A 20,097-nucleotide genomic window follows, 5' to 3' on the forward strand; every position below is an offset into this window, starting at 1 on the left:
ATTTGTAGATAATATTTTTAGTTACATTACTAATAGATTTTCAATATTAATGGCTTGGTTTGCTCCATTTTGCGAAGATCGTATATAAAATAAAGGAAACAATTAAACCGCTAAAGAAAGCAAATTCATTCATCTTCACTAATAAAGGAACACTCTTAAGGAAAGCACCTGACATTGGAAGGATAAAGCTAATTGCTAAAACAGCCATCGCAATCGGGTTGTACCCGTTTTTGTATTCACCATTACTGCCTTCTGGTACATAAATATTATCAAGGTTTAGCTTTCTCTTTCGGTGGATATAGAAGCTAGATAGCATAATACCGGCAATTGGACCAAATATTGAACCGATAAAGCTATAAAAGTAGAACAATGTTGTTGCACTAGATACAAGCTTCCAAGGTAAAATTAACGTTCCAACAATTGCTGTTAAGATACCAGCAGATTTAACAGTAAATAGTTTTGGGAAAAGTGATGTCATTTGTAAACCGGATGGCAATAGGTTTGCAAATACAACGAATGCTGTTGCTCCGACGTTAAGAGCTAATATTAAAACGACAACTGAGAAAGTATTATCAATTTTATCTATTGCATGAACAATATTAAAAATTGGTTCACCAAATGCAATTTCAGTACCAGCGATTAATGCAACACAGGTGATCGCAAATAGAACATATGATAGCATAAATCCTAATGGCAACCCAATGATAACATCTCTTGGTGACTTCGCTCTGTGTGTGAAATCCGCCATATTAACAACAGGTCCAGCCCAGTTTGAAACTAATGCACTGACACAGGCAATAAAAACTAATGGGCTTGAATTTGGATCTTTAGGTATATAATCCATAATTGGTCCAAAACCACCAGCCATGTTGATTGCCCATACAGCTGCACCTATGATGAACACATAAACAATAGGAGAAGACCAATTCCCAAATTTACCTAAAACATTCATTCCACCTAAGAATAAAAGTACAGTGACGACCCAAAGAACTGCATATGAAATCATTGTTGGGACCGTTAACCCTAGTAGATTAAAGCCACCACCTAGTGACATATAATTCGGAATAAATCTTGAGAAAATGACATTCAATGATTCTGCACCAACGACTGTTGTGGTTCCAAAGAATACCAAACCCGCGATTAAGCCACGACATAATGCTGGAATGATTGACCCTTTAACTCCAAATGTGTCGCGTAGTAACATCGCAAACGGCAGTCCATATTTAGCTGCAGAATAACCGTTTAAGACATAAAATGATGAAACGATTAAAGCCGAAAGCATAACCGCTAAGAGTACTTGTTTTGTATTTAGACCGAGCATAAAGAATCCTGCAACTGTCATATATGACATAATATTATGCACGGCACCCATCCAAAGCGTTGCGTAGTTGGACATGCCCCAGTCTCGCTGGTCAGGCTTTTTTGGAAGTATATCTTCTGAATAGCCATATGATTTGTATTGATCATACGCTTGTTCTAATTCAGATTTCTCTAATCTTGCATGTTCCATGTTAACATCCCTTACTCCCCTAGATTTAATAGATTGAAATTTATATATTTTCATAGTAGACTCATACAGCTTTATGAAAACGCTTTCATTCATTAAATTCAAATTCACTTTAAACTTGAATTTTCAATGAGATTGTAAATCCCAATGTCTCATATACTATAGTAATCTTCTAAGTAATTAAACATCAGGATTTAACCATCTTCTTTTATACAATTTGCACAATTCCTTCATTGGTCATCTAGCCCAAAAATACTCCAATGTAATTAGGCATCATGTACAATTACAGGTGTTCAATTTGTGACTAAATAACTGTTTCAGAATATGTGTACCTGCTTTTTCATTGATTGCTTCTTTTAAACTTTCCGGATTGGTGATGATCACTCTTGTTCCATTATTCTCTAAAAAGCTAAGGCTTGCCTCGATTTTTGGAAGCATGCTTCCCGGAGGGAAATGATTTTCAAGAACATATTGTTTGGTTTCATTGACAGATATTTTATCAAGAGCCTTTTGATTGGGTTTACCAAAGTTAATACAAACTCTAGATACACCTGTAGTAATGATTAATGTTTCTGCATTTAGTTGCTCAGCTAATAGGCTTGTTGCAAAGTCTTTATCTATTACTGCGTCTACTCCAACGTAGGTGTTATCACCCGTTTTCACAACAGGAATTCCCCCGCCGCCGACAGCGATGACCACATAACCAGACTCAATCAATGATTTAATCGCATCTTTTTCAACGATATCACTCGGTTTTGGTGAAGGAACCACTCGTCGATACCCACGGCCGGAATCCTCAACAAAAATCCAGTCAGGATGTTCGTTTTTCATTTCTTCCGCTTGCTCAAGTGTAAAGAATGAACCAACAGGCTTCGTTGGATTCTTAAAATTAGGATCATCCATACTAACTTCAACTTGTGTAATTACAGTTGCAACTTTTTTATTAATCCCTCTTTTCGCGAATTCATTGGTTAATGCTTGTTGAATTTGGTAACCAATTCCTCCTTGGGTGTCTGCTACACAATTTACTAGAGGTATCGGTGGCATACTTGCCACCTCATTTGCTATTTCAGATCTTCTAAGTCCAAAGCCAACTTGTGGTCCGTTACCATGTGTAACAACGACATTTAGGCCTTCTTCTACCATATCTGCAATGTTTACTGCTGTTTCACAAACAGCTTCGTATTGGTCTTGAACCGAGTCACGACCATTATCCCTAACCAATGAGTTGCCTCCGATAGCAACAATAACTAGTTTCCCCAATGGTTTCCCTCCTATTTGTTAATTTACTCCGTGTCCAAGCAAATTAAGAGATTGTTCCTTATGCAAATGATATAAAGGGTTCGTTGGATCATAGGCAATAGCATTCTCAATTGCTTCAATCGCTTCTTCATGCCTTCCTAGCGAACGGAGACTATTTGCCTTATGGAATAAAAAATCGTACCGTTGTGGCTGAAGAGCAAGTAGTTTATTCATTTCTGCAACCGCTTGTTCATGCCTTCCTAATTCTCTTAAATAATTTGATTTGTGATAGCGGTAAAAAGTTTCGTTTGGATCTATCTCACAAGCCTTATCATATTCTCCTAATGCTTCCTCAGGTTTCTTCATTAATCTAAAGCAATTTGCTGTATAGAAATAGAAATCAAGATCATTTGCATCAATAGATAAAGCTTTATTGTATTCTTCAATGGCGGCTTCATATCGCTTTAATTCTTGTAAGCAATAACCCTTATAAAAATACAAATCTAGATTATTTATGTCATTTTCAAGGGCACTATTAATCCCTAAAATGGCTTCTTCAAACTTATCTTCTAAATATAATGATTTTGCTTTTTGGATAGAAACACTCATCTCTTCATATTCATTCTTAAGAATCTTGACAACTTTTTGCTGAGCTAGTTCTTTAGCATGCTGGAGAGATGACTTTCCATCTCGATCAGGCAAGTTTACATCCGCACCTTTATTTACTAATAGGCTAATAATATCCGAATACAAACGGCCGCCATTACCGAGAATGACAGACTCTAATAATGCTGACCAACCTAGGTTATTAACATGATTTACCGGTACACCCGCTTCCAAGCATTTTTGAACGGTTTTTAAATAGCCCTTTTCGCTTGAAGGTAATAATGCTGTTCCTCCAAATCGATTAACACTATTTAAATCAGCTCCATATTTAAGCATTAAACTTAAAATTTCATGAAAACCGTTCGCTCCTGCGCAAATAAACGGAGTCAATTGAGTGATATCCCTAGTGTTCACATCACTTCCAGATACTAATAACAATTTCACAACAGCAAGTTGATTTTTTTGTGTAGCTGCCATTAGAGCAGTGCGTCCTTCATTATCTTTAAAATGGACGTTTGCACCTGCTTCTATTAGCTTTTCAACTGTTTCAAGCTCACCTCGCTCACTTGCATTAATAAGCGCTGAGTTTTGCGAATGATTTTCCATATAGAATCTCTCCTCTCTCTAAAAACTTCTAGTGGCAAAAAATCTCCCGCCCTCGCGATACGAGAGCGAAGTGATTTTCCTTGATTTTTAAAAATAAACACTGCGATTATTAAGCAGCCTGATCGTCATTAATAGCTTGAGTTTTGCTGCGATCCATTGCATATTTCACAAGGAATAATCCTGCTACCATGAGATAAGCATAAACAAACTGCATGGATGCTGGCTGAGCAAATCCTACAGTACCGGCATGAATGACACCAAATAGAGAAAGTAGGGATGCAATTACTGCTGCAATAGCTGCACGAACAGGTTGATTTTTGATTGCAAAGATGGCTAAGCAGCCCCACATTAAACTACTGATTGGGGCACCATTTCCTAAATGGACCAAACCGTTATAATATACACCTTTAGTTGCAAGGACATTGGCACCTACTGCTTGACCCGTTGTTCCAGCAGCGGATAAAACATTATTAGCTAGTGATAATGCCCAGTTTGCAATCCATGGGAATAAACAAATAAAGATTACTGGTACTTCGAGTTTTGGTGTTTCACGAACTACCTGGTTGGCCGTTACGATACCTACATAAACCAAGATTGGTACAATTGCGACGACTGGAATAATGGATAATAGAAGCGCACCAATACCAAAGAGTGATATGATTAACATCGATGTCCCAGTAGCAATCGTATAACCAAGACCCGCACCCATTGATTTCCAGCCAGCGTGACCAATATATACTGTTACTGGATATGGATTTCCTGCAAAAGCGCCAATGGAAGAGGAAATTCCATTGGCTAACATTACGCTGCGAGTTTTGTAGGGGTCACCAGCAGCGTGTGCACTTTCAATATTTTCTAAGTCAAAAATATAGTTTGCAAGTCCTAAAGGTACTGCCGAGGCCAAATAAGGCAAGGCATGTGGAATACCAGAAAGTAAACTATCAACATGTACTTCAGGTGGATTAAATCCTAAGGTCTGCAATGCTGTTGTAATGGCCTCTGGACTCTGTAAACCGAATATCCATGCCAATGCTGTACCAGCGGCTAATAATAGAAAACCTGTTGGAATTTTCGCGAAAATTGGTGATTTACCAAACCAGTTAAGGAAAATGATGATAAGAACAACAAACGCGACAACAGGAGTTTCAAATGTTTGAAGCATTGGATTCATGGCAAGTAATAATAATCCAAGACCAGATAAACAAGATAGAAGAACTGTCCTAGGAATAATTTTTCTAAGTGTGTCACCTAAAAACGCACCGATTATTAAAATCAAAGCTTCAAAGAGACACCAAACTAGTGCGATTGAGAAAGCAAAATCGGCATCATTTGTTGTCTTAAATACAGGAAGTATTACAAGAAAGGTAACGGTAAAAATGGAAGGAGCACTAGGACCAGACGGTAAAGCCGTTACATCCATTCTTCCTGTTTCTTTCATGAGCATTCTTCCAAAGACAAAATAACAACAACTAGCTAGAAAGATTCCAAGACCAAACCCTGGCACAATTCTCCCGTAAACAATTTCGGAAGGAAAGCCGACTACAAAAAGCAATAATGATACCATTGTTAATAAATTCGTTAAATTGTTAGCGAGTAAGCCAAAATAGGCGGCCCAGTCACCTTTTTTCCAAAACTTATTTGCACCTGCCATTAAATTCACCCCTAATATGATTAGAAAAAAATTGGGAGTACAGGCCTTGAACAGCTGCCAAGGCCCTGAGTCAACAAGCAATTGGGAAAAGAATTAGTGAATGTTCTCGCTTAAAGCTAGAATTGCTTTTTCATAGGCTTCAACTGGTGGATAGGTGATACCCGCACCAATCATTCCAATACCAGCCTCTTTGTGGGCAATTGCAGTGTTGATGATCGGCAAAATGCCTGTTTGCAACACTTTCCGCACGTCAATTCCTGTAGGAATTCCCATGAAATTTAATAATGGAATCGTTACATTTGGATTTTCAGTCGTTGTGATTTCCCGCATTTTTGTAGAATAGCCAATTGCTTCATCAACTGTTCCACCTACAAGAGCGACAATGGCTGGGGCTGTTGCCATTGCAAAACCACCGATCCCGTATGTTTCAGTAATAGCACTATCACCGATGTCTAACCCAGAATCCTCTGGCTTATAACCAGCAAACATGGGGCCGATTACCTTTTGCGCCGGGCCTGTAAACCATGTATTTCCTTTTATACCACTAACACGAATACCGAATTCTGTACCGTTACGTGCCATTGTTGTAACAATCGTGCTGTTCTCAATGCCATGTGCCGAATCAAGAGCACATTTAGCAAGCGCCATCCAGGTTGGACCTGAGAAATAGTCACTGCTGGCAACAAAGTCTAAAACTTCTCGCTTTTCTTTAATCGAATAATCTGTTTCCAGAATGTAAGGAGATAATGCTTGGATTAATAGAGTTGTTCCTGCAACGTTACGGTTGTGACACTCATCCCCCATATGAAGGGCTTGAGCTAACATTAAGCGCAAATCTATGCCATTTGGATTTAGCTTCATCGCGTCTCTTAACATAGGACCCAATACATCACGCATCCAATTAAGACGATTAATAACGCTTTCGTCGTTGGCACCCATACGTAAAATTTTGGATAACTGTTCACTCAAGTTTGTATAAGCGATGTTTCCGTACGTTTTATTTTCAACAATGTGCATATACATGGAAGCTGATGTTACTCCTGCCATTGAGCCTACACAATTATGTTCATGACATGGTGAGAAGGTAATTTCACCAGAAGCTGCAAGCTCCACCGCTTCATCTAAATCCTTTGCTAAGCCTTCGAAAACAATGGCACCAGTAACAGCACCCTTCATTGGGCCATTCATATTATCCCAAGTAATTGGCGGGCCAGAGTGAAGAATTGTATTCTTTGTCATCCCAGGAACAACGTTAATTGCTTGGTCAAATCCGATTAATACTGGTTGTGAATTAACAATTCTTTCAACAGCAAGTTTGTTAGCCGCTTCAATTTTCTCTAAAATCTCAGGACTCTCAAGTTTGTCAAGAGCAGTGATAATTTCAAGTTTACCCCCTCCCGGTGGCTGCCAATCTAAATGGGTTGCTTGTGCGTTTTGTTTTACAACATCATCCTTAAAAAACTCAATTCCTACATTTACGGCATGTAATTTACTATCGAAAAGCTCATTGATTTTACTCATAGCTATTCTCCTTTCACGACGAATTCTCTTGCTAGAAGTCCTGCATTTTGGCTGCTGCTTGCGTGTGTGACCCCAGCAGCTAGTAATTTATTCACTTGATCATCAAAATTTTGTTGATCTAAGTTAGTTCCAAGTACATAACCAAGAATTTCTAAATGTCTTCCTTCTTCTTCAGCTATTTGCTTTGCTTCGATGATTGCAGGAAGCATAACGCCAACTGGATCTTCGTGTGAACCAAATCCTAAAACAAAGTCCATAACAATAACTCCTACAGAAGGATCCTTTGCTTCTTGTAAAAATCTTTCGATGCGTGAAGAAGGGTCAATCATCGGATGCGGTTTTCCATTGGTAAAATCGTCATCGCCAAAATCGATAAAAGTGTGCTCTTGGCTTACATTGATATCCTTCAGCCTGTAGTCCAGGTTCTTTTGAATGTTACTGTAAACGTTGTCAAATTTCTCTAAAGCTGCATACATTGCTTCATCACAAAGGGTGCCGCCACAAAATAATCCGCGAATATATTTTTGTTCAGGAGTTAATTTTGCACGAACTTCTTGAATTAACGGAATGTTTAAGGCTTTCTTGTTAATTTTGCTTTCATCTGCTCCAGCTAATAGAACAGCCTTAAGTGCAGCTTCTTTTGACATTTTTGCAAAATGTCCGCCTGCATCTGTTATCTTTTCTTCATCGCCGCCAATGAACCAAACAACGACTGGTTTTTTACATTGTTTAATTTGAGCTAGTACCTTCTCTTCAACACTTGGCGCAGGTGGCTTTGAGACGAGAACAATAACTTTCGTAGCTTCATCTTCATCAAGTGCTTTCATGCTATCCAGCATCATAGTTCCGCCTACTTCTTCACTTAAATCTCTGCCGCCTGTTCCAATTAACTGAGAAATTCCGCCGCCAAAGTCGTGAATTCGTACGCTCATCTCTTGGCTTCCTGTACCTGAAGCACCGACGATTCCGATGTCACCATTTCTTACTGCGTTGGCAAAACATAATCCTACATTGTTAATAATTGCAGTTCCACAGTCAGGACCCATCATCAAAAGACCTTTTTCATGCGCATAATTCTTTAATTCAACTTCATCTTCAATGCTGACATTGTCGCTAAATAGCATGACATGAAGGTCATTATCAAGAGCCTTTTTAGCTTCTCTAGCAGCATATGCGCCATTGACTGAAATCAAAGCGATATTTGCTTCCGGTATACTAGTTGCTGCAGAAGAGATTGTTGAATATTTAATCTCATTTTTGCTAGTACCACTATTTTTTTTAGTAAATAGGGTCTCAATCTCTAAATAGCCATGCTCGCATATTTCATCCGTTTCCGCTTTCACAACGATCATCAAATCGCTAGTTTTTGCTTCTTCAAGCTCTGGTGTTATTAATCCAACATTGCGAAGTACTTCTTTATTCATTTCCGTTCCCATTGCAACAAAAGCTTGTTCAACCCCATCAATTTGGTTTGCTTTTGTTGATAAAGACATTAAAGATACTGAATCAAAATATGTGTTTTGTTTAATCACAACTTTTAAAGCCATGTTCTACCTCCAACTTTTAAATTAGTTTCGATTCCAGAGACAATTCCTAAAGCAATATCTGTTCCGGATGATGATCCAATTTCTAAGACATTCTTTAGCGATTGCAACATTTCATTTTCTGTTCCGTTTACTAATGAATCTAGCAAATGAATGAGTGATTCTCTTACACTGCCAATTGATGCTTTTTTTAAAGCCATATAGCTGATTTCATTGGTTAACGGCTTTGCCATCTTTACAATTTGCTCACCTAATTCCTTAAAAACATGGCATGGACAATTTGGCAGGTGCAGGGTGGAAATATATCCAACTAAAAAATCATCACCTGAGGGTGTTAATCCGGGTCCAAGACCGATTAACCCCGCTGCAGATTGTAAGGCATTGGAAACTCTATTGTTTGATAATTCATAAACTAGTGCACGGGACCTTTCATTGAGCAATCGAGACATTTCCTTTACAAAGACGTTTTTTGAGGCAGTATCCGATTTCATTCCGCCAGCCTTACCCTGAGAATGTATGTAATGTTTCATTTTTACTAAATTAGTACTTAATTTCTCACTATAATCAGGATAATCAGGTAGATTACTTTCCCACTTTTCAGCACGTTCAACAGTAATAGCCAATTTATTCGTTAGAGACAATACTTTTTTTTCTGCATTCACTTTATCGTTTAGCGCTAAATCCACCTCTCTAAAGCTGTTGATGTCAATAAGAAGTGTATTTGGGCCGTTATCGATTTTCGAAGATGCGATTGTATATAATTCACCATCATTTAAGCATTTAAGATTGATTGTTTTATTAAAAATACTGTGAACGATTCCGTTAAAGCTAGACTGTTCAATTCTTTGGATAAACTCAGCATCACCAGACTTTGCACGTCTCAATGCAGGCACCCCCATTCAAAGGACCCTAATTTCACCTTACATTGATCATTTTAGGCCTAATGCCTATACACGTCATTGTTTGCCCAAACCAAAAAGACTTGAATTCATTTGTGCATGTTGTACAATGAATTGTGATGAAAAGATGACGAAGGATTTGATAAAATTGTTGACAGTTAATGACCTTTTTGAAATTAAAGCAATTGATGGATTAAAAATAGTAGCTGGGGAAAAAGGAATTAATAATGAGATATCAATTGTAAATATTATTGAAAATCCCGATGCATTCGACTGGCTTTCACCAAATGAACTTCTTTTATCAACAGGCTATATTTTTAAGGACAATGAAGAATTACAAAATCGAATCATTCAGGAGCTTTCAGAAATTAACTGTGCCGGACTAGTTGTCAAAATGAAAAGATACTTAGATAAGCTCCCTCAGAACATGATTGACCAAGCAAACAGGCTTGGATTACCACTACTCGAATTACCATTTGAATATACATTGTCAAAGGTCATTTCGATTATTAATGAAAAAGCATCGGGAAGATACGATTTATTAAATAGAAAAACCCTAGACATCCATAATTTATTTTTTAGAATTACCCTTGAAGGCGGAGGAATCGAAAGAATTTTATCGATGTTATCAGGGACTATTAATAATCCGATTATTTTTGTAAATAAAGATTGGAACCTAGTGGACTTCACAGAACATAAGGATAATAAAGTTCCGCTTGCATACTGTTTTGATTTGATAAAAAACAGACCCGCTTTCCCCAAAGATTTTATTGACTCTATCCCAAAAAATATTAGTGAAATGAAAAGATCAATTAAACGCATTTATTATTTAGAAGGCATGGAAATAAAATGCAGGGTCCTGCCCGTGGCAGCAGCGAGTTCTATTTATGGATATATAGTCGTATGGCAGACAGTCAGTGAACTGACTGAATTTGACTACATTATTTTAGAACAGGCCTCAACGAACATTGCACTTGAAAGGATAAAAACCAAGGAAATAGAGGAAGTAAAGTTAAAAATCAGACAGGACTTTTTTGATGATTTACTTACTGGAGAAATAACTTCTAGTGAAACCATCCATACGCTAAGTGAAATGCATGGACTTAATTCAAATTATATGTATTACTGCATAGTGATTCATATAGAATCCGAGGAGTTCGAGCAGTATGAGGACATGGTGGCCAGAAGGGTTAGTTTGGAGAATATAGCTAGAAAATGTGTGGATTTAGTTTATGATTACGCTAATAAAGCAGACGGAGAAGTTACCTGTTTTCATCGAAACAATCGAATCATCATCTTAATAGGACAGAATGAAAATCGACCAGCTACATCTGTATATGAAGCAAAACAATATGCTAATAAAGTATACACTATACTGGAAAAGCAAATAAGTAATACTACATTCTTAATCGGAATTGGCAGACAGTACAAAAAGATTCATTCTCTCCATAAGAGTTTCTCGGAAGCAAATGAGTCGATCCGGTTAATGCAAAAGTTTGATGATCGGGGCGGTATTTCCCACTTTGAAGACCATGCAGTCTACCACTTTTTAGACTCAAATGTTAAAGACATGGAACTTGAAGAATTTTTTATGAAACGGCTCGGAAAAATTTATGAACACGATCATTTATCTGGGACAAGCTACATTTTTACTTTAGAGAACTATTTTCTCAATAACCTTAATATAAGCGAAACAGCAAAAGCGATGTTTTTGCATAGAAACACGCTTATTTACAGGATCGAGAAAATTAAAGAAATATTAAATTCTGATCTGAAAAATTCAGAGGAACTGCTTCAAATCCAATTAGCATTAAAGATTTTTAGACTGTTAAATAAGAAACTTCGCATAGATTGATAAGGCTAAACAAAACCCCGTTATCTAAACGCTAACGGGGCACTCTATTTATAGTTGTCCTGATACAACTTTTCCTTTAAAAATAACAGCCTCACGTTTCGGTGTTCTTGCAACTGCTTCTGCAGAACATGAGGCATGGACAAGAATAAGGTTGGCTTCATCTCCTTCTATAGGCCAGGCAACTTCGCCCTCCTTTGTTAAAGGTGTTGGTCCGCCTGTCGCGAATTTTAACGATTGCGCTAATGAGCGTTCATCACTTTTTCGATAAAGTTCACCGTAGCGTGTTACCTTTTCTAAAACATCCCCTGTTCCATATGGTCCCCAAGAATCATAGAAACCGTCGCATCCTAAGTAGACGTTTACTCCCTTTCGATCTAGTAAATCAATTGGCGGAAGTGTTCTAGTAATCGGGATGGTCGACATGATTGACATACCTAGCTTGCTTAATTTATCTGCGATTTCTTCCTGCTGAGGTACCGGCACTTCTCCTAAGCTAAAAGCATGACTTACGGCTGCTCGATTGTACCATTTTGCGTCTTCAACGATTTCAGCAAATTTATCAACAGTATAAAAGCCAACATGGCCACCATCATGTAAATGAATATCAATATCGGCATCAAATTCAGTCGCAAGATTCATCACTTCATAGAGTGATTTTTCGATATTACTGTCAATCCCTGCTGGATCCAGCCCGCCGACAAGTTGAGCCCCCGATCTCATTGCTTCTTTCATCAATGGAATAACATTTTCTCTTAATAGGCCGTGTTGAGGAAAAGCAACGATTTCATAGGTAAGCTTATCCGAGTAATCCTCAAGCGCCGCTTTAATACCCTCAAGATTTTTCAAGCCGATATAAGGATCAATATTCACATGTGTCCGGATATGTGTTAAACCGTGAGATAGAAGTAACTCAATCATGGCACTAGCCCGCTGTTTAGCTGTTGGAGCTAATTCCTCAAGCTCCATCGCTTCTAAACGTAATCGTTCTTCCAAATTTTTCGCCGGAATTGGTGCCTTCCAATCAAGCGAAAGATAGGTTTTATCTAAATGATTATGCATTTCTTTAAATGTTGGAAGGGCTAAAAATCCTTTCCCTTCAATCGTTTTTTCCCATTGTGGAATGACATAGTTATTACTCTTCTTCTCTACTATTTTACCTTCTTCGATTTTCAAATGAAAAAGCTCCGTTTTCGTTTCGTAAACTCCTTTTTCATCCTGTCTATATCCTGTTTCTAATCTTACATTTGTTAACCAAAATGGGGCGGTCATACTCTCATTCCTCCTTTATACTTGCACATGATTAGATTCTGCTAGCTTACTTTCAACCTTTTTTCCTTTAAAAAATAATGCTTTTACTGTTGCTCTCCTGGCGACTGCTTCCGCAGAACAGGATGCATTGACCAGCATCATGGTAGCTTCATCGCCAACCTTTGGCCAGACGCGCTCTCCCTTTTCATTTAGCGGAGTAACACCGCCTGTTCCAAATTTTAAGGCAGTGGATAGAGAATATTCATCAGACATACGGAATCGTTCTGCAAGAGTTCCCAGCTTTTGAATCGTATTTCCTGTTCCGAAAGGAGACCAGTGATCAGTTATACTGTCATGACCAACGGATACTGAAATACCTAACTTATCAAGAGTTGGTATAGGAATAGTTGCACGATTGACTGGTACTGTAGTGGTTATATCAATCTCTTGTTCTTTTAGAATAGCAGCCATTTCATGCAGTGCATCACCTTGAAGATCCCCTAATGCTATTCCGTGGCTGATCGTAACTCTGCCTTTTAGACCGGCTTCATTCGTATAATGGGCCATTCTTTCAAACGTAAAAGCTCCTAATGAGTTTGGATCATGTAGATGGATGTCGACACCTTTATTGTTTTCAACGGCAATTTCAAAGATCGTATTTAAAGATTTTTCAATATTTCTATCGACAGTTGCAGGGTCAACGCCGCCAACTAGTGTGGCTCCATTCTTCATTGCATCACGTATCAATTGGACAGAGTCACTTTTTAACAAGCCATGCTGCGGGAAGGCAACAATTTCATATGTAAGAACATCCTCATATTTTTTCAAGGCGTTCACCGTTGCCTCTAGATTTTTAAGACCTATAACAGGGTCCACATTACAATGGGTCCGAATATGGGTATGGCCATTTTTCAAATACATTTCTATCATCTTCTCAGCACGTTCTTGGGCGGTAGGCAAAAGTTTTGGCAGCAATTCTTTTTCTTCTTCTAATCTAGTAAAAATACCATTTGTTATCGGAGTACAAGCCTTCCAAGGTCCGCCGTAGTAGGTTTTATCGATGTGAATATGCATATCTCTTAATGAAGGGAGCAGCAACTGGTAATTTGCATCCATTTGTTTTACATCAGAATTCGGTAATACCTGCGTGATTTCGGTAATTTTTCCATCTTCCATTTTCAAATGACAAATTTCCGTCTCAGTACCAGCAATACGATCATGCTCGTATATAAAACCCTTTTCTAAACGGACATTCGTTAGCCAAAAAGTAGTCATTCCTATTCCTCCTATTATAAAAATTAGGAAAAGTACTTTTTTACAAAAGTACTTTTCTACATGAATTCCTTTACTTTATAACGACATCGTCAATCATTAGGTAGTTTGCAGCATTTATCCAAAAACCACTTACGTTTTTACTATGAGCAGCCAAGAGTTCGTAGTTACGAATTGGAATATAAACAGCATCGTCCATTTCCATCTGCATTACTTCTTCATAAAGCTTTAAACGTTTTGCATCAGTTGTTTCTTTACGTGCTGCTTCAATCTTTTGGTCTACCTCTGGGTTACTATAGAAGAAATGATTTCCTGCAGGTCCCTGTGATGCAGAGTGGAATAAATTATACTGATTGTAGTCTCCGTCACCTGTTGCATTACCCCATCCGCCGATAATTAGATCATGCTCACCATTATTGGCCATTTCGATATAAGCCCCATATTCCATTACTTGAATTTCTACATTTACGCCAATTCCTTTTAATTGCGATTGAATAACTTCAGCCATATTTATCCGTTCTTTTCGATCGCTTGTTAACAATGAAAGCTTAAGTCCTTTTTCATAACCTGCTTCTTTTAACAGTTTCTTAGCTTCATTTAAATCATAGTCATATGGCTTAATCTTATCACTATGTCCATAAACCTTCGGACTCATTGCTACGTTTGCAAGAGTTCCAACGTTATTGTAGACACCTTTAATTATGGCTTCTCTTTCAATAGCATGACTGATTGCTTTTCGTACCTTTACATCATCAAGTGGTTTTTTCTTTGTGTTAAAACCAACATATTCTACAGCTAGTCCCTCTGTACGATATAGACCCATAGTATCGGATGCTTCGATCCGATCAATTTCAGTAACAGGAACTTGGTCATTTATGTGTGCTTCACCTGTTTCAATCATAGCAAGACGGGTTGCATCCTCCGGTACTACCTTAAATACAACCCGGTCAATATTTGGCTTTTTGCCCCAATAGTTTTCATTTTTCTTTAATGAAATTTCCTGACCGCTCTTCCAAACTTCAAATACAAATGGACCAGTTCCAACTGGGTGTTCCGCTAATTTTTCAGGGTTCTCAGCTAATGCTTTTGGACTGATGATGCTTCCTTCCTGACTTGCCAAAATGGATAATAGGGGTGCATATGGGTAGGCGAGCAATAATTGTACAGTATAGTCATCAACCACTTTTACTTCCTTAATCATTGCGAATTTCTCACGCTGCGGCGAGCCTGTATTTGGATCTAATAAACGATCAAAGGTTGCTTTAACGGCCTCCGCGTTAAATGGTGTTCCATCATGGAATGTCACATCATCTCTTAATTTAAATTCCCAAGTTGTATCATTTACTACTTTCCACTCTTTTGCAAGAAGCGGTTGAATTTTAAAATCTTTATCTGGTACAACTAGCCCTTGATAAACTTTTTGGTAAATTACATTTGCTGATGGGATATCAGTAATAAAATGTGGATCTAACTTGGTTGCATCAGAAAGCCTAACAATCGTTAATGTACCACCCTGTTTCGTTCCTTCTGGTTTACTTGCTTCTTCATTAGAAGAATTTGATTTTGTCGAACATGCTTGAGCAACCATTAGCACTAATCCAATTAAAACTAGTAGTATGGCATTTTTNNAATTTTCACACCTCCTTCGAAATCCTTATCTGCATTATAGAAGATGATGAACTGGAATATTTACAGAATATTTACTAAAATTTTAAGTTTTTTGACAAACAATTTAAAAAATATTTACTTTCCTTTAAATTTTGATAATTTTGTACATAATCTACAAAAATGAAAAGGTACGGAAGGAGGACCTAACACCTAGATTTGACGGCTTACTTTCAAATAGAAATTAAGGAGGGTTTTACATGTCACTTGAAGCAAANNAAACAATGAATCAACCGAAAGAATCTAAATTAAAAGACTTCTTATCTATTTTAATGCTAAATAAAGCGGCTATGGTCGGTGGTATCATTATTCTTTTCTATATTTTTGTAGCGCTATTCGCACCACTCCTAGCACCTTATGATCCCTATGAGATCAAATTAGAAAATAAACTGATGCCTCCTTCCTTTGATCACTGGATGGGAACCGATGATAAAGGACGAGATATCTTAAGTAGAATTCTTTATGGTTCCAGACTTTCAATGGGTATCGGAATTACAGCCGTAATCTTTGGTGCATTTTTTGGAATAATTTTTGGACTGGTCGCAGGCTACTTTGGAAAATGGGTTGACTCAACCATCATGAGATTCATGGATATTTTGCTTGCATTCCCTGGGATATTACTAGCATTGGCAATCATTAGTGCACTTGGACCTGGCTTGCTAAATGTTACGATTGCTGTTGGAGCTTACTCTATTCCATTATTTGCTCGAATCGTTCGCGGTTCTACACTTGAAGTGAAACGGCTTGAGTATATTGACGCAATCCGTTCGCTCGGAGCAAATGATCTTACCATTATTTTCAAACATATATTACCGAATATTCTTTCACCGATTATTGTCCAAGGAACCTTAAGACTTGCGACAGTTATTCTCTCAGCTGCCGGTTTATCATTCCTTGGACTTGGTGCCCAACCCCCTTCACCAGAATGGGGAACGATGTTAAGCAGCGGCAGAGATTTCTTATTCTCAGCACCCTATATTGCCATTTTTCCTGGACTAGCTATTTCCATTCTAGTTTTAGGTTTTAATATTTTTGGAGATGGGCTTCGCGATGCGTTTGATCCAAGAATGAAAAAATAATCGTTTTAGAGGAGGTACGTAGCCAATGATCATGTTTATTTTACGCCGTTTAATACAAACCTTACCGGTTGTGATTGGAGTAACGTTTGTTGTTTTCTTTATTATGCAACTTGTTCCAGGTGATCCTGCCGTTTTGATGGCAGGTGAAGGAGCTTCGAAAGAAACGATTGCTGCCCTTCGTGAACAATTAGGATTAAACCAACCATTATTAGTCCAATATTTTGATTATTTAATAAACATTTTCCGGGGAGATTTTGGGGTTTCACTTAAGAATAGTCAACCTGTTCTCGATGAAATATTAGTGAGATTGCCCATCACAATCGAGCTTGCCTTTTTTAGTATTCTGATTACGATCGTTTTAGGCATGGCTGCAGGAATCATTTCCGCCATTAAACCTTATTCCCTAACTGATACAAGCGTTATGATTGTAGCTCTTTTAGGTATTTCGTTACCAAGCTTTTGGTTTGGCTTAATGATGATGTATTTCTTCTCAGTAAAGCTGCAAATCCTCCCTGTAGCAGGTTGGGACAGCATCCTTCATATAATCCTTCCCGCCCTTACATTAGGTGCAGGCGGAGCAGCAATCGTTGCACGAATGACGAGATCAAGTATGCTCGAAGTCATTCGTCAGGATTATATTCGGACAGCACGTGCGAAGGGTGTCCGCGAACGAGTGATCGTTTATAAGCATGCCCTGCGTAATGCGTTAATTCCGGTTATTACAGTAGTTGGCTTGCAATTTGGTGCTCTACTTGGCGGAACGGTTTTGGTTGAATCGATCTTTGCGATTAACGGACTTGGAAGAATGATTGTCGATGCGATTCGAATGCGTGATTTACCAATGGTGCAAGGCGGAGTATTAGTGGCCTCGCTCGTTTTCGTAGTCGTGAATTTATTCGTCGATGTACTGTATCGCTTCTTTAATAAACGAATTGAATTGAATTAAATTAATAGGTGGTGATTGACCGTGACTGAGAATAACAACCCAATTTTAGAGGTAAAAGGATTAAAAACACATTTTTTTACAAAGCGTGGCGTGAGTAAAGCGGTAGATGGTATCGATTTCACTTTGAATAAAGGGGAAACCTTGGGAATCGTCGGTGAATCCGGATGTGGAAAAAGTATGACCTCTCTTTCCATTCTTCGTTTAATCCCCTCTCCTCCTGGGAAAATTGCCGGAGGACAGGTTCTATTTAAAGGAAAAGATTTAGTGACGATGTCAGAGGATGAAATGCGAAAAATTAGAGGGAATGAAATTTCGATGATTTTCCAAGAGCCGATGACTTCTTTAAATCCTGTCATTTCTGTTGGAGAGCAAATTTCCGAAGCAATAAGATTGCATCAAAAAATGGGACGAAAAGCTGCGTGGGACAAAGCAGTCGAAATGCTAAGGCTTGTTGGAATCCCTTCACCTGAAAAAAGAGCAAAACAAGAACCTTTCCAGTTAAGCGGCGGAATGCGTCAGCGTGTAATGATTGCAATGTCACTAGCTTGTACTCCAGAGGTATTAATTGCAGATGAACCAACAACAGCATTGGATGTGACCATTCAAGCACAGATACTAGAGTTAATAAAAGACTTGCAAAATAAGCTGGGAATGGGCGTAATTATGATCACTCATGATTTGGGTGTTGTCGCCGAAACATGTGATACGGTAGCAGTCATGTATGCTGGTAATATTATTGAACATGCAACAACGGAGAATATTTTTGCCAATCCAAAACATCCATATACACAAGGTTTACTAGAATCACTACCAAAGATTCATGAAGACCAGGAAGAATTACGAACTATTGAAGGCAGTGTTCCAAGTTCGTACAATATGCCTGCCGGCTGTCGCTTTGCTTCAAGGTGCCCTTTTCAACAACCGATTTGTCATCAGAAGCAGCCAGAGCTGATTGAGCAGAATGATGGTGTAAAGGTCCGGTGTTGGATGTATACAGATCAATGGACAGATAAAGTTTTAAAAGAGGAGGCTGTGAAATAATGCAGACAGCAACAGATAAGAAAGTATTATTACAGGTTGACCATTTAAAGCAATATTTCCCTGTTAAAACAGACTCCCTTTTTAAGCCAAAATCCTATGTAAAAGCAGTAGACGACGTCTCATTCCAACTATATGAAGGCGAGACATTAAGTATTGTTGGTGAATCCGGCTGTGGAAAATCAACAACGGGACGTGCTATTCTAAGACTTGATGAATCTACAGATGGAAAGGTTTATTATTCTGGGAAAGACATTTTAGGCCTCAATAAAAAAGAAATGAGAAAGCTTAGAGGGGATTTACAAGTTATTTTTCAAGATCCTTTTGCTTCTCTTAACCCACGTCAAACCGTAAAGCAAATTTTAAATGAAGCGATGGCCATTCAAGATGTGGTGGCAAAACCAAAAAGAATGGATAGAATGCTTGAATTACTCGGGTATGTGGGTCTGCCTCCAGAGGCTCTTGACCGCTACCCTCACGAATTTAGCGGCGGGCAGCGTCAACGGATTGGGATTGCCAGAGCACTGGCGGTTAATCCTAAATTAATTATTTGTGATGAAGCCGTTTCCGCTTTGGATGTATCAATCCAAGCACAAATCCTGAATCTTTTAAAAAAGCTGCAAAATCAGTTCGGCTTAACCTTTCTATTCATCTCACACGATTTGAGTGTGGTAAGACATATTTCCGATCGGGTAATGGTCATGTATCTAGGTAAAGTAGTGGAAATTGCTGATAAAAAGGATTTATTTGATACACCGCTACATCCATACACTAAAGCGTTGTTATCATCCATTCCTGTCCCAAATCCGGTAATAAAACGGGAGCGTATTATCTTAAAAGGTGATGTCCCCTCGCCTATTAATCCGCCAAATGGCTGCCGCTTCCATACTCGCTGTCCTTTTGCAACGGAGAAATGCAAGGTGGAAGAACCAACCATAAGGGAAATAGGAACAAATCATTTTGTAAGCTGCCACTACGCAGAAAAAATGGCTTAAAAATTAATTTTCAATATAAATGAAAATACTATAAAATATTATATTAAAAAAGGGAGCAGAACCAGCCTCCCTTTTTTCTACATCTCTAGGAGAATCCCAGACCATGTTAACTGTTGATACTTTCTCCCTTTATATTATGATTGCATCCCTTGCACCCTTGCTAGGGGCTTTTACATTACTTTATTTATTTATATTTGAAAAACGAATCGACCTATTAGAAAATCAAAAAAGAGAAATTGCCTTAGAAAGAGAGCTGCAAACTGCACTTTATAATCAATTAAATCAAGAAATACAGCCGCATTTCTTTTTTAATACCTTAAATTCGATATTAAGTTTAGCAAGGCTCGATCGTAAAACAGAATTAATCCAATCGATTGAAACTTTGTCAAAGCTGCTTAAATTTAAGTATCAAACCAATAACAC

At 38.1% G+C, this 20,097-nt stretch carries 16 protein-coding genes; 6 read left to right on the plus strand and 10 right to left on the minus strand.

From position 1 onward, the window contains the following. Positions 1–46 precede the first annotated feature (46 nt). The 7 genes from V7137_RS20515 to V7137_RS20545 all read right to left on the minus strand — a co-directional run bounded on the left by V7137_RS20515 (position 47) and on the right by V7137_RS20545 (position 9,561). A complete protein-coding gene (locus V7137_RS20515; protein ID WP_335699790.1) occupies positions 47–1,510 on the minus strand; it encodes a cytosine permease in 1,464 nt (487 codons plus the stop codon). A gap of 270 nt (positions 1,511–1,780) precedes the next feature. Continuing rightward, positions 1,781–2,770 carry a carbamate kinase gene (arcC, locus tag V7137_RS20520; protein ID WP_335699791.1) on the minus strand — a complete coding sequence of 330 codons (990 nt, stop codon included), beginning with the start codon at positions 2,768–2,770 and terminating at the stop codon, positions 1,781–1,783. An 18-nt stretch (positions 2,771–2,788) separates the two neighbouring features. Next, positions 2,789–3,961 carry an ankyrin repeat domain-containing protein gene (locus V7137_RS20525; RefSeq protein WP_335699792.1) on the minus strand — a complete coding sequence of 391 codons (1,173 nt, stop codon included), beginning with the start codon at positions 3,959–3,961 and terminating at the stop codon, positions 2,789–2,791. A 109-nt stretch (positions 3,962–4,070) separates the two neighbouring features. After that, positions 4,071–5,612, minus strand: a complete 1,542-nt coding sequence (locus V7137_RS20530; protein WP_335699793.1) for a xanthine permease — start codon at positions 5,610–5,612, stop codon at positions 4,071–4,073. Positions 5,613–5,705: 93 nt separating this feature from the next. Continuing rightward, a complete protein-coding gene (locus V7137_RS20535) occupies positions 5,706–7,133 on the minus strand; it encodes a DUF1116 domain-containing protein (protein ID WP_335699794.1) in 1,428 nt (475 codons plus the stop codon). 2 nt (positions 7,134–7,135) lie between these two features. After that, positions 7,136–8,680, minus strand: a complete 1,545-nt coding sequence (gene fdrA, locus V7137_RS20540) for an acyl-CoA synthetase FdrA (RefSeq protein WP_335699795.1) — start codon at positions 8,678–8,680, stop codon at positions 7,136–7,138. Beyond that, positions 8,671–9,561: a DUF2877 domain-containing protein gene (locus V7137_RS20545; RefSeq protein WP_335699796.1), complete on the minus strand. Its 891-nt coding sequence runs from the start codon at positions 9,559–9,561 to the stop codon at positions 8,671–8,673. The genes fdrA and V7137_RS20545 overlap by 10 nt, the downstream gene beginning before the upstream one ends. Positions 9,562–9,724: 163 nt before the next feature. On the opposite strand from V7137_RS20545, the gene V7137_RS20550 reads away from it, so the two are divergent. Further along, entirely contained in the window at positions 9,725–11,431 is a 1,707-nt protein-coding gene (locus V7137_RS20550; protein ID WP_335699804.1) for a PucR family transcriptional regulator, read from the plus strand. Between the two features lie 48 nt (positions 11,432–11,479). On the opposite strand, the gene V7137_RS20555 is transcribed toward V7137_RS20550, so the two are convergent. The 3 genes from V7137_RS20555 to V7137_RS20565 all read right to left on the minus strand — a co-directional run bounded on the left by V7137_RS20555 (position 11,480) and on the right by V7137_RS20565 (position 15,539). Then, the gene (locus V7137_RS20555; protein WP_335699797.1) at positions 11,480–12,700 is read right to left on the minus strand and encodes an amidohydrolase; all 1,221 of its coding nucleotides are present in this window, start codon (positions 12,698–12,700) and stop codon (positions 11,480–11,482) included. Between the two features lie 15 nt (positions 12,701–12,715). Further along, entirely contained in the window at positions 12,716–13,954 is a 1,239-nt protein-coding gene (locus V7137_RS20560) for an amidohydrolase family protein (protein WP_335699798.1), read from the minus strand. Positions 13,955–14,024: 70 nt separating this feature from the next. Continuing rightward, positions 14,025–15,539: a glutathione ABC transporter substrate-binding protein gene (locus tag V7137_RS20565; RefSeq protein ID WP_335699799.1), complete on the minus strand. Its 1,515-nt coding sequence runs from the start codon at positions 15,537–15,539 to the stop codon at positions 14,025–14,027. A 301-nt stretch (positions 15,540–15,840) separates the two neighbouring features. Between V7137_RS20565 and V7137_RS20570 the strand changes: the two genes are divergently transcribed. The 5 genes from V7137_RS20570 to V7137_RS20590 form a co-directional block, all read left to right on the plus strand. After that, positions 15,841–16,695: an ABC transporter permease gene (locus V7137_RS20570; protein WP_335699805.1), complete on the plus strand. Its 855-nt coding sequence runs from the start codon at positions 15,841–15,843 to the stop codon at positions 16,693–16,695. 25 nt (positions 16,696–16,720) lie between these two features. After that, positions 16,721–17,641: a nickel ABC transporter permease gene (nikB, locus tag V7137_RS20575; protein ID WP_218347351.1), complete on the plus strand. Its 921-nt coding sequence runs from the start codon at positions 16,721–16,723 to the stop codon at positions 17,639–17,641. Between the two features lie 21 nt (positions 17,642–17,662). Then, complete coding sequence (locus V7137_RS20580; protein WP_335699800.1) at positions 17,663–18,682, plus strand: ABC transporter ATP-binding protein; 1,020 nt, start codon at positions 17,663–17,665, stop codon at positions 18,680–18,682. After that, positions 18,682–19,674 (plus strand): ABC transporter ATP-binding protein, encoded by a 993-nt coding sequence (locus tag V7137_RS20585; protein WP_335699801.1) that lies wholly within the window; start codon positions 18,682–18,684, stop codon positions 19,672–19,674. Before V7137_RS20580 ends, V7137_RS20585 begins: the two co-directional genes overlap by 1 nt. A gap of 103 nt (positions 19,675–19,777) precedes the next feature. Next, positions 19,778–20,097 (plus strand): sensor histidine kinase (locus tag V7137_RS20590; protein ID WP_335699802.1); only part of this gene is annotated, 320 nt, incomplete at its 3' end.

This window comes from Neobacillus drentensis, assembly GCF_036962765.1.
Taxonomy (GTDB): Bacteria; Bacillota; Bacilli; order Bacillales; family Cytobacillaceae; genus Neobacillus; species Neobacillus drentensis_C.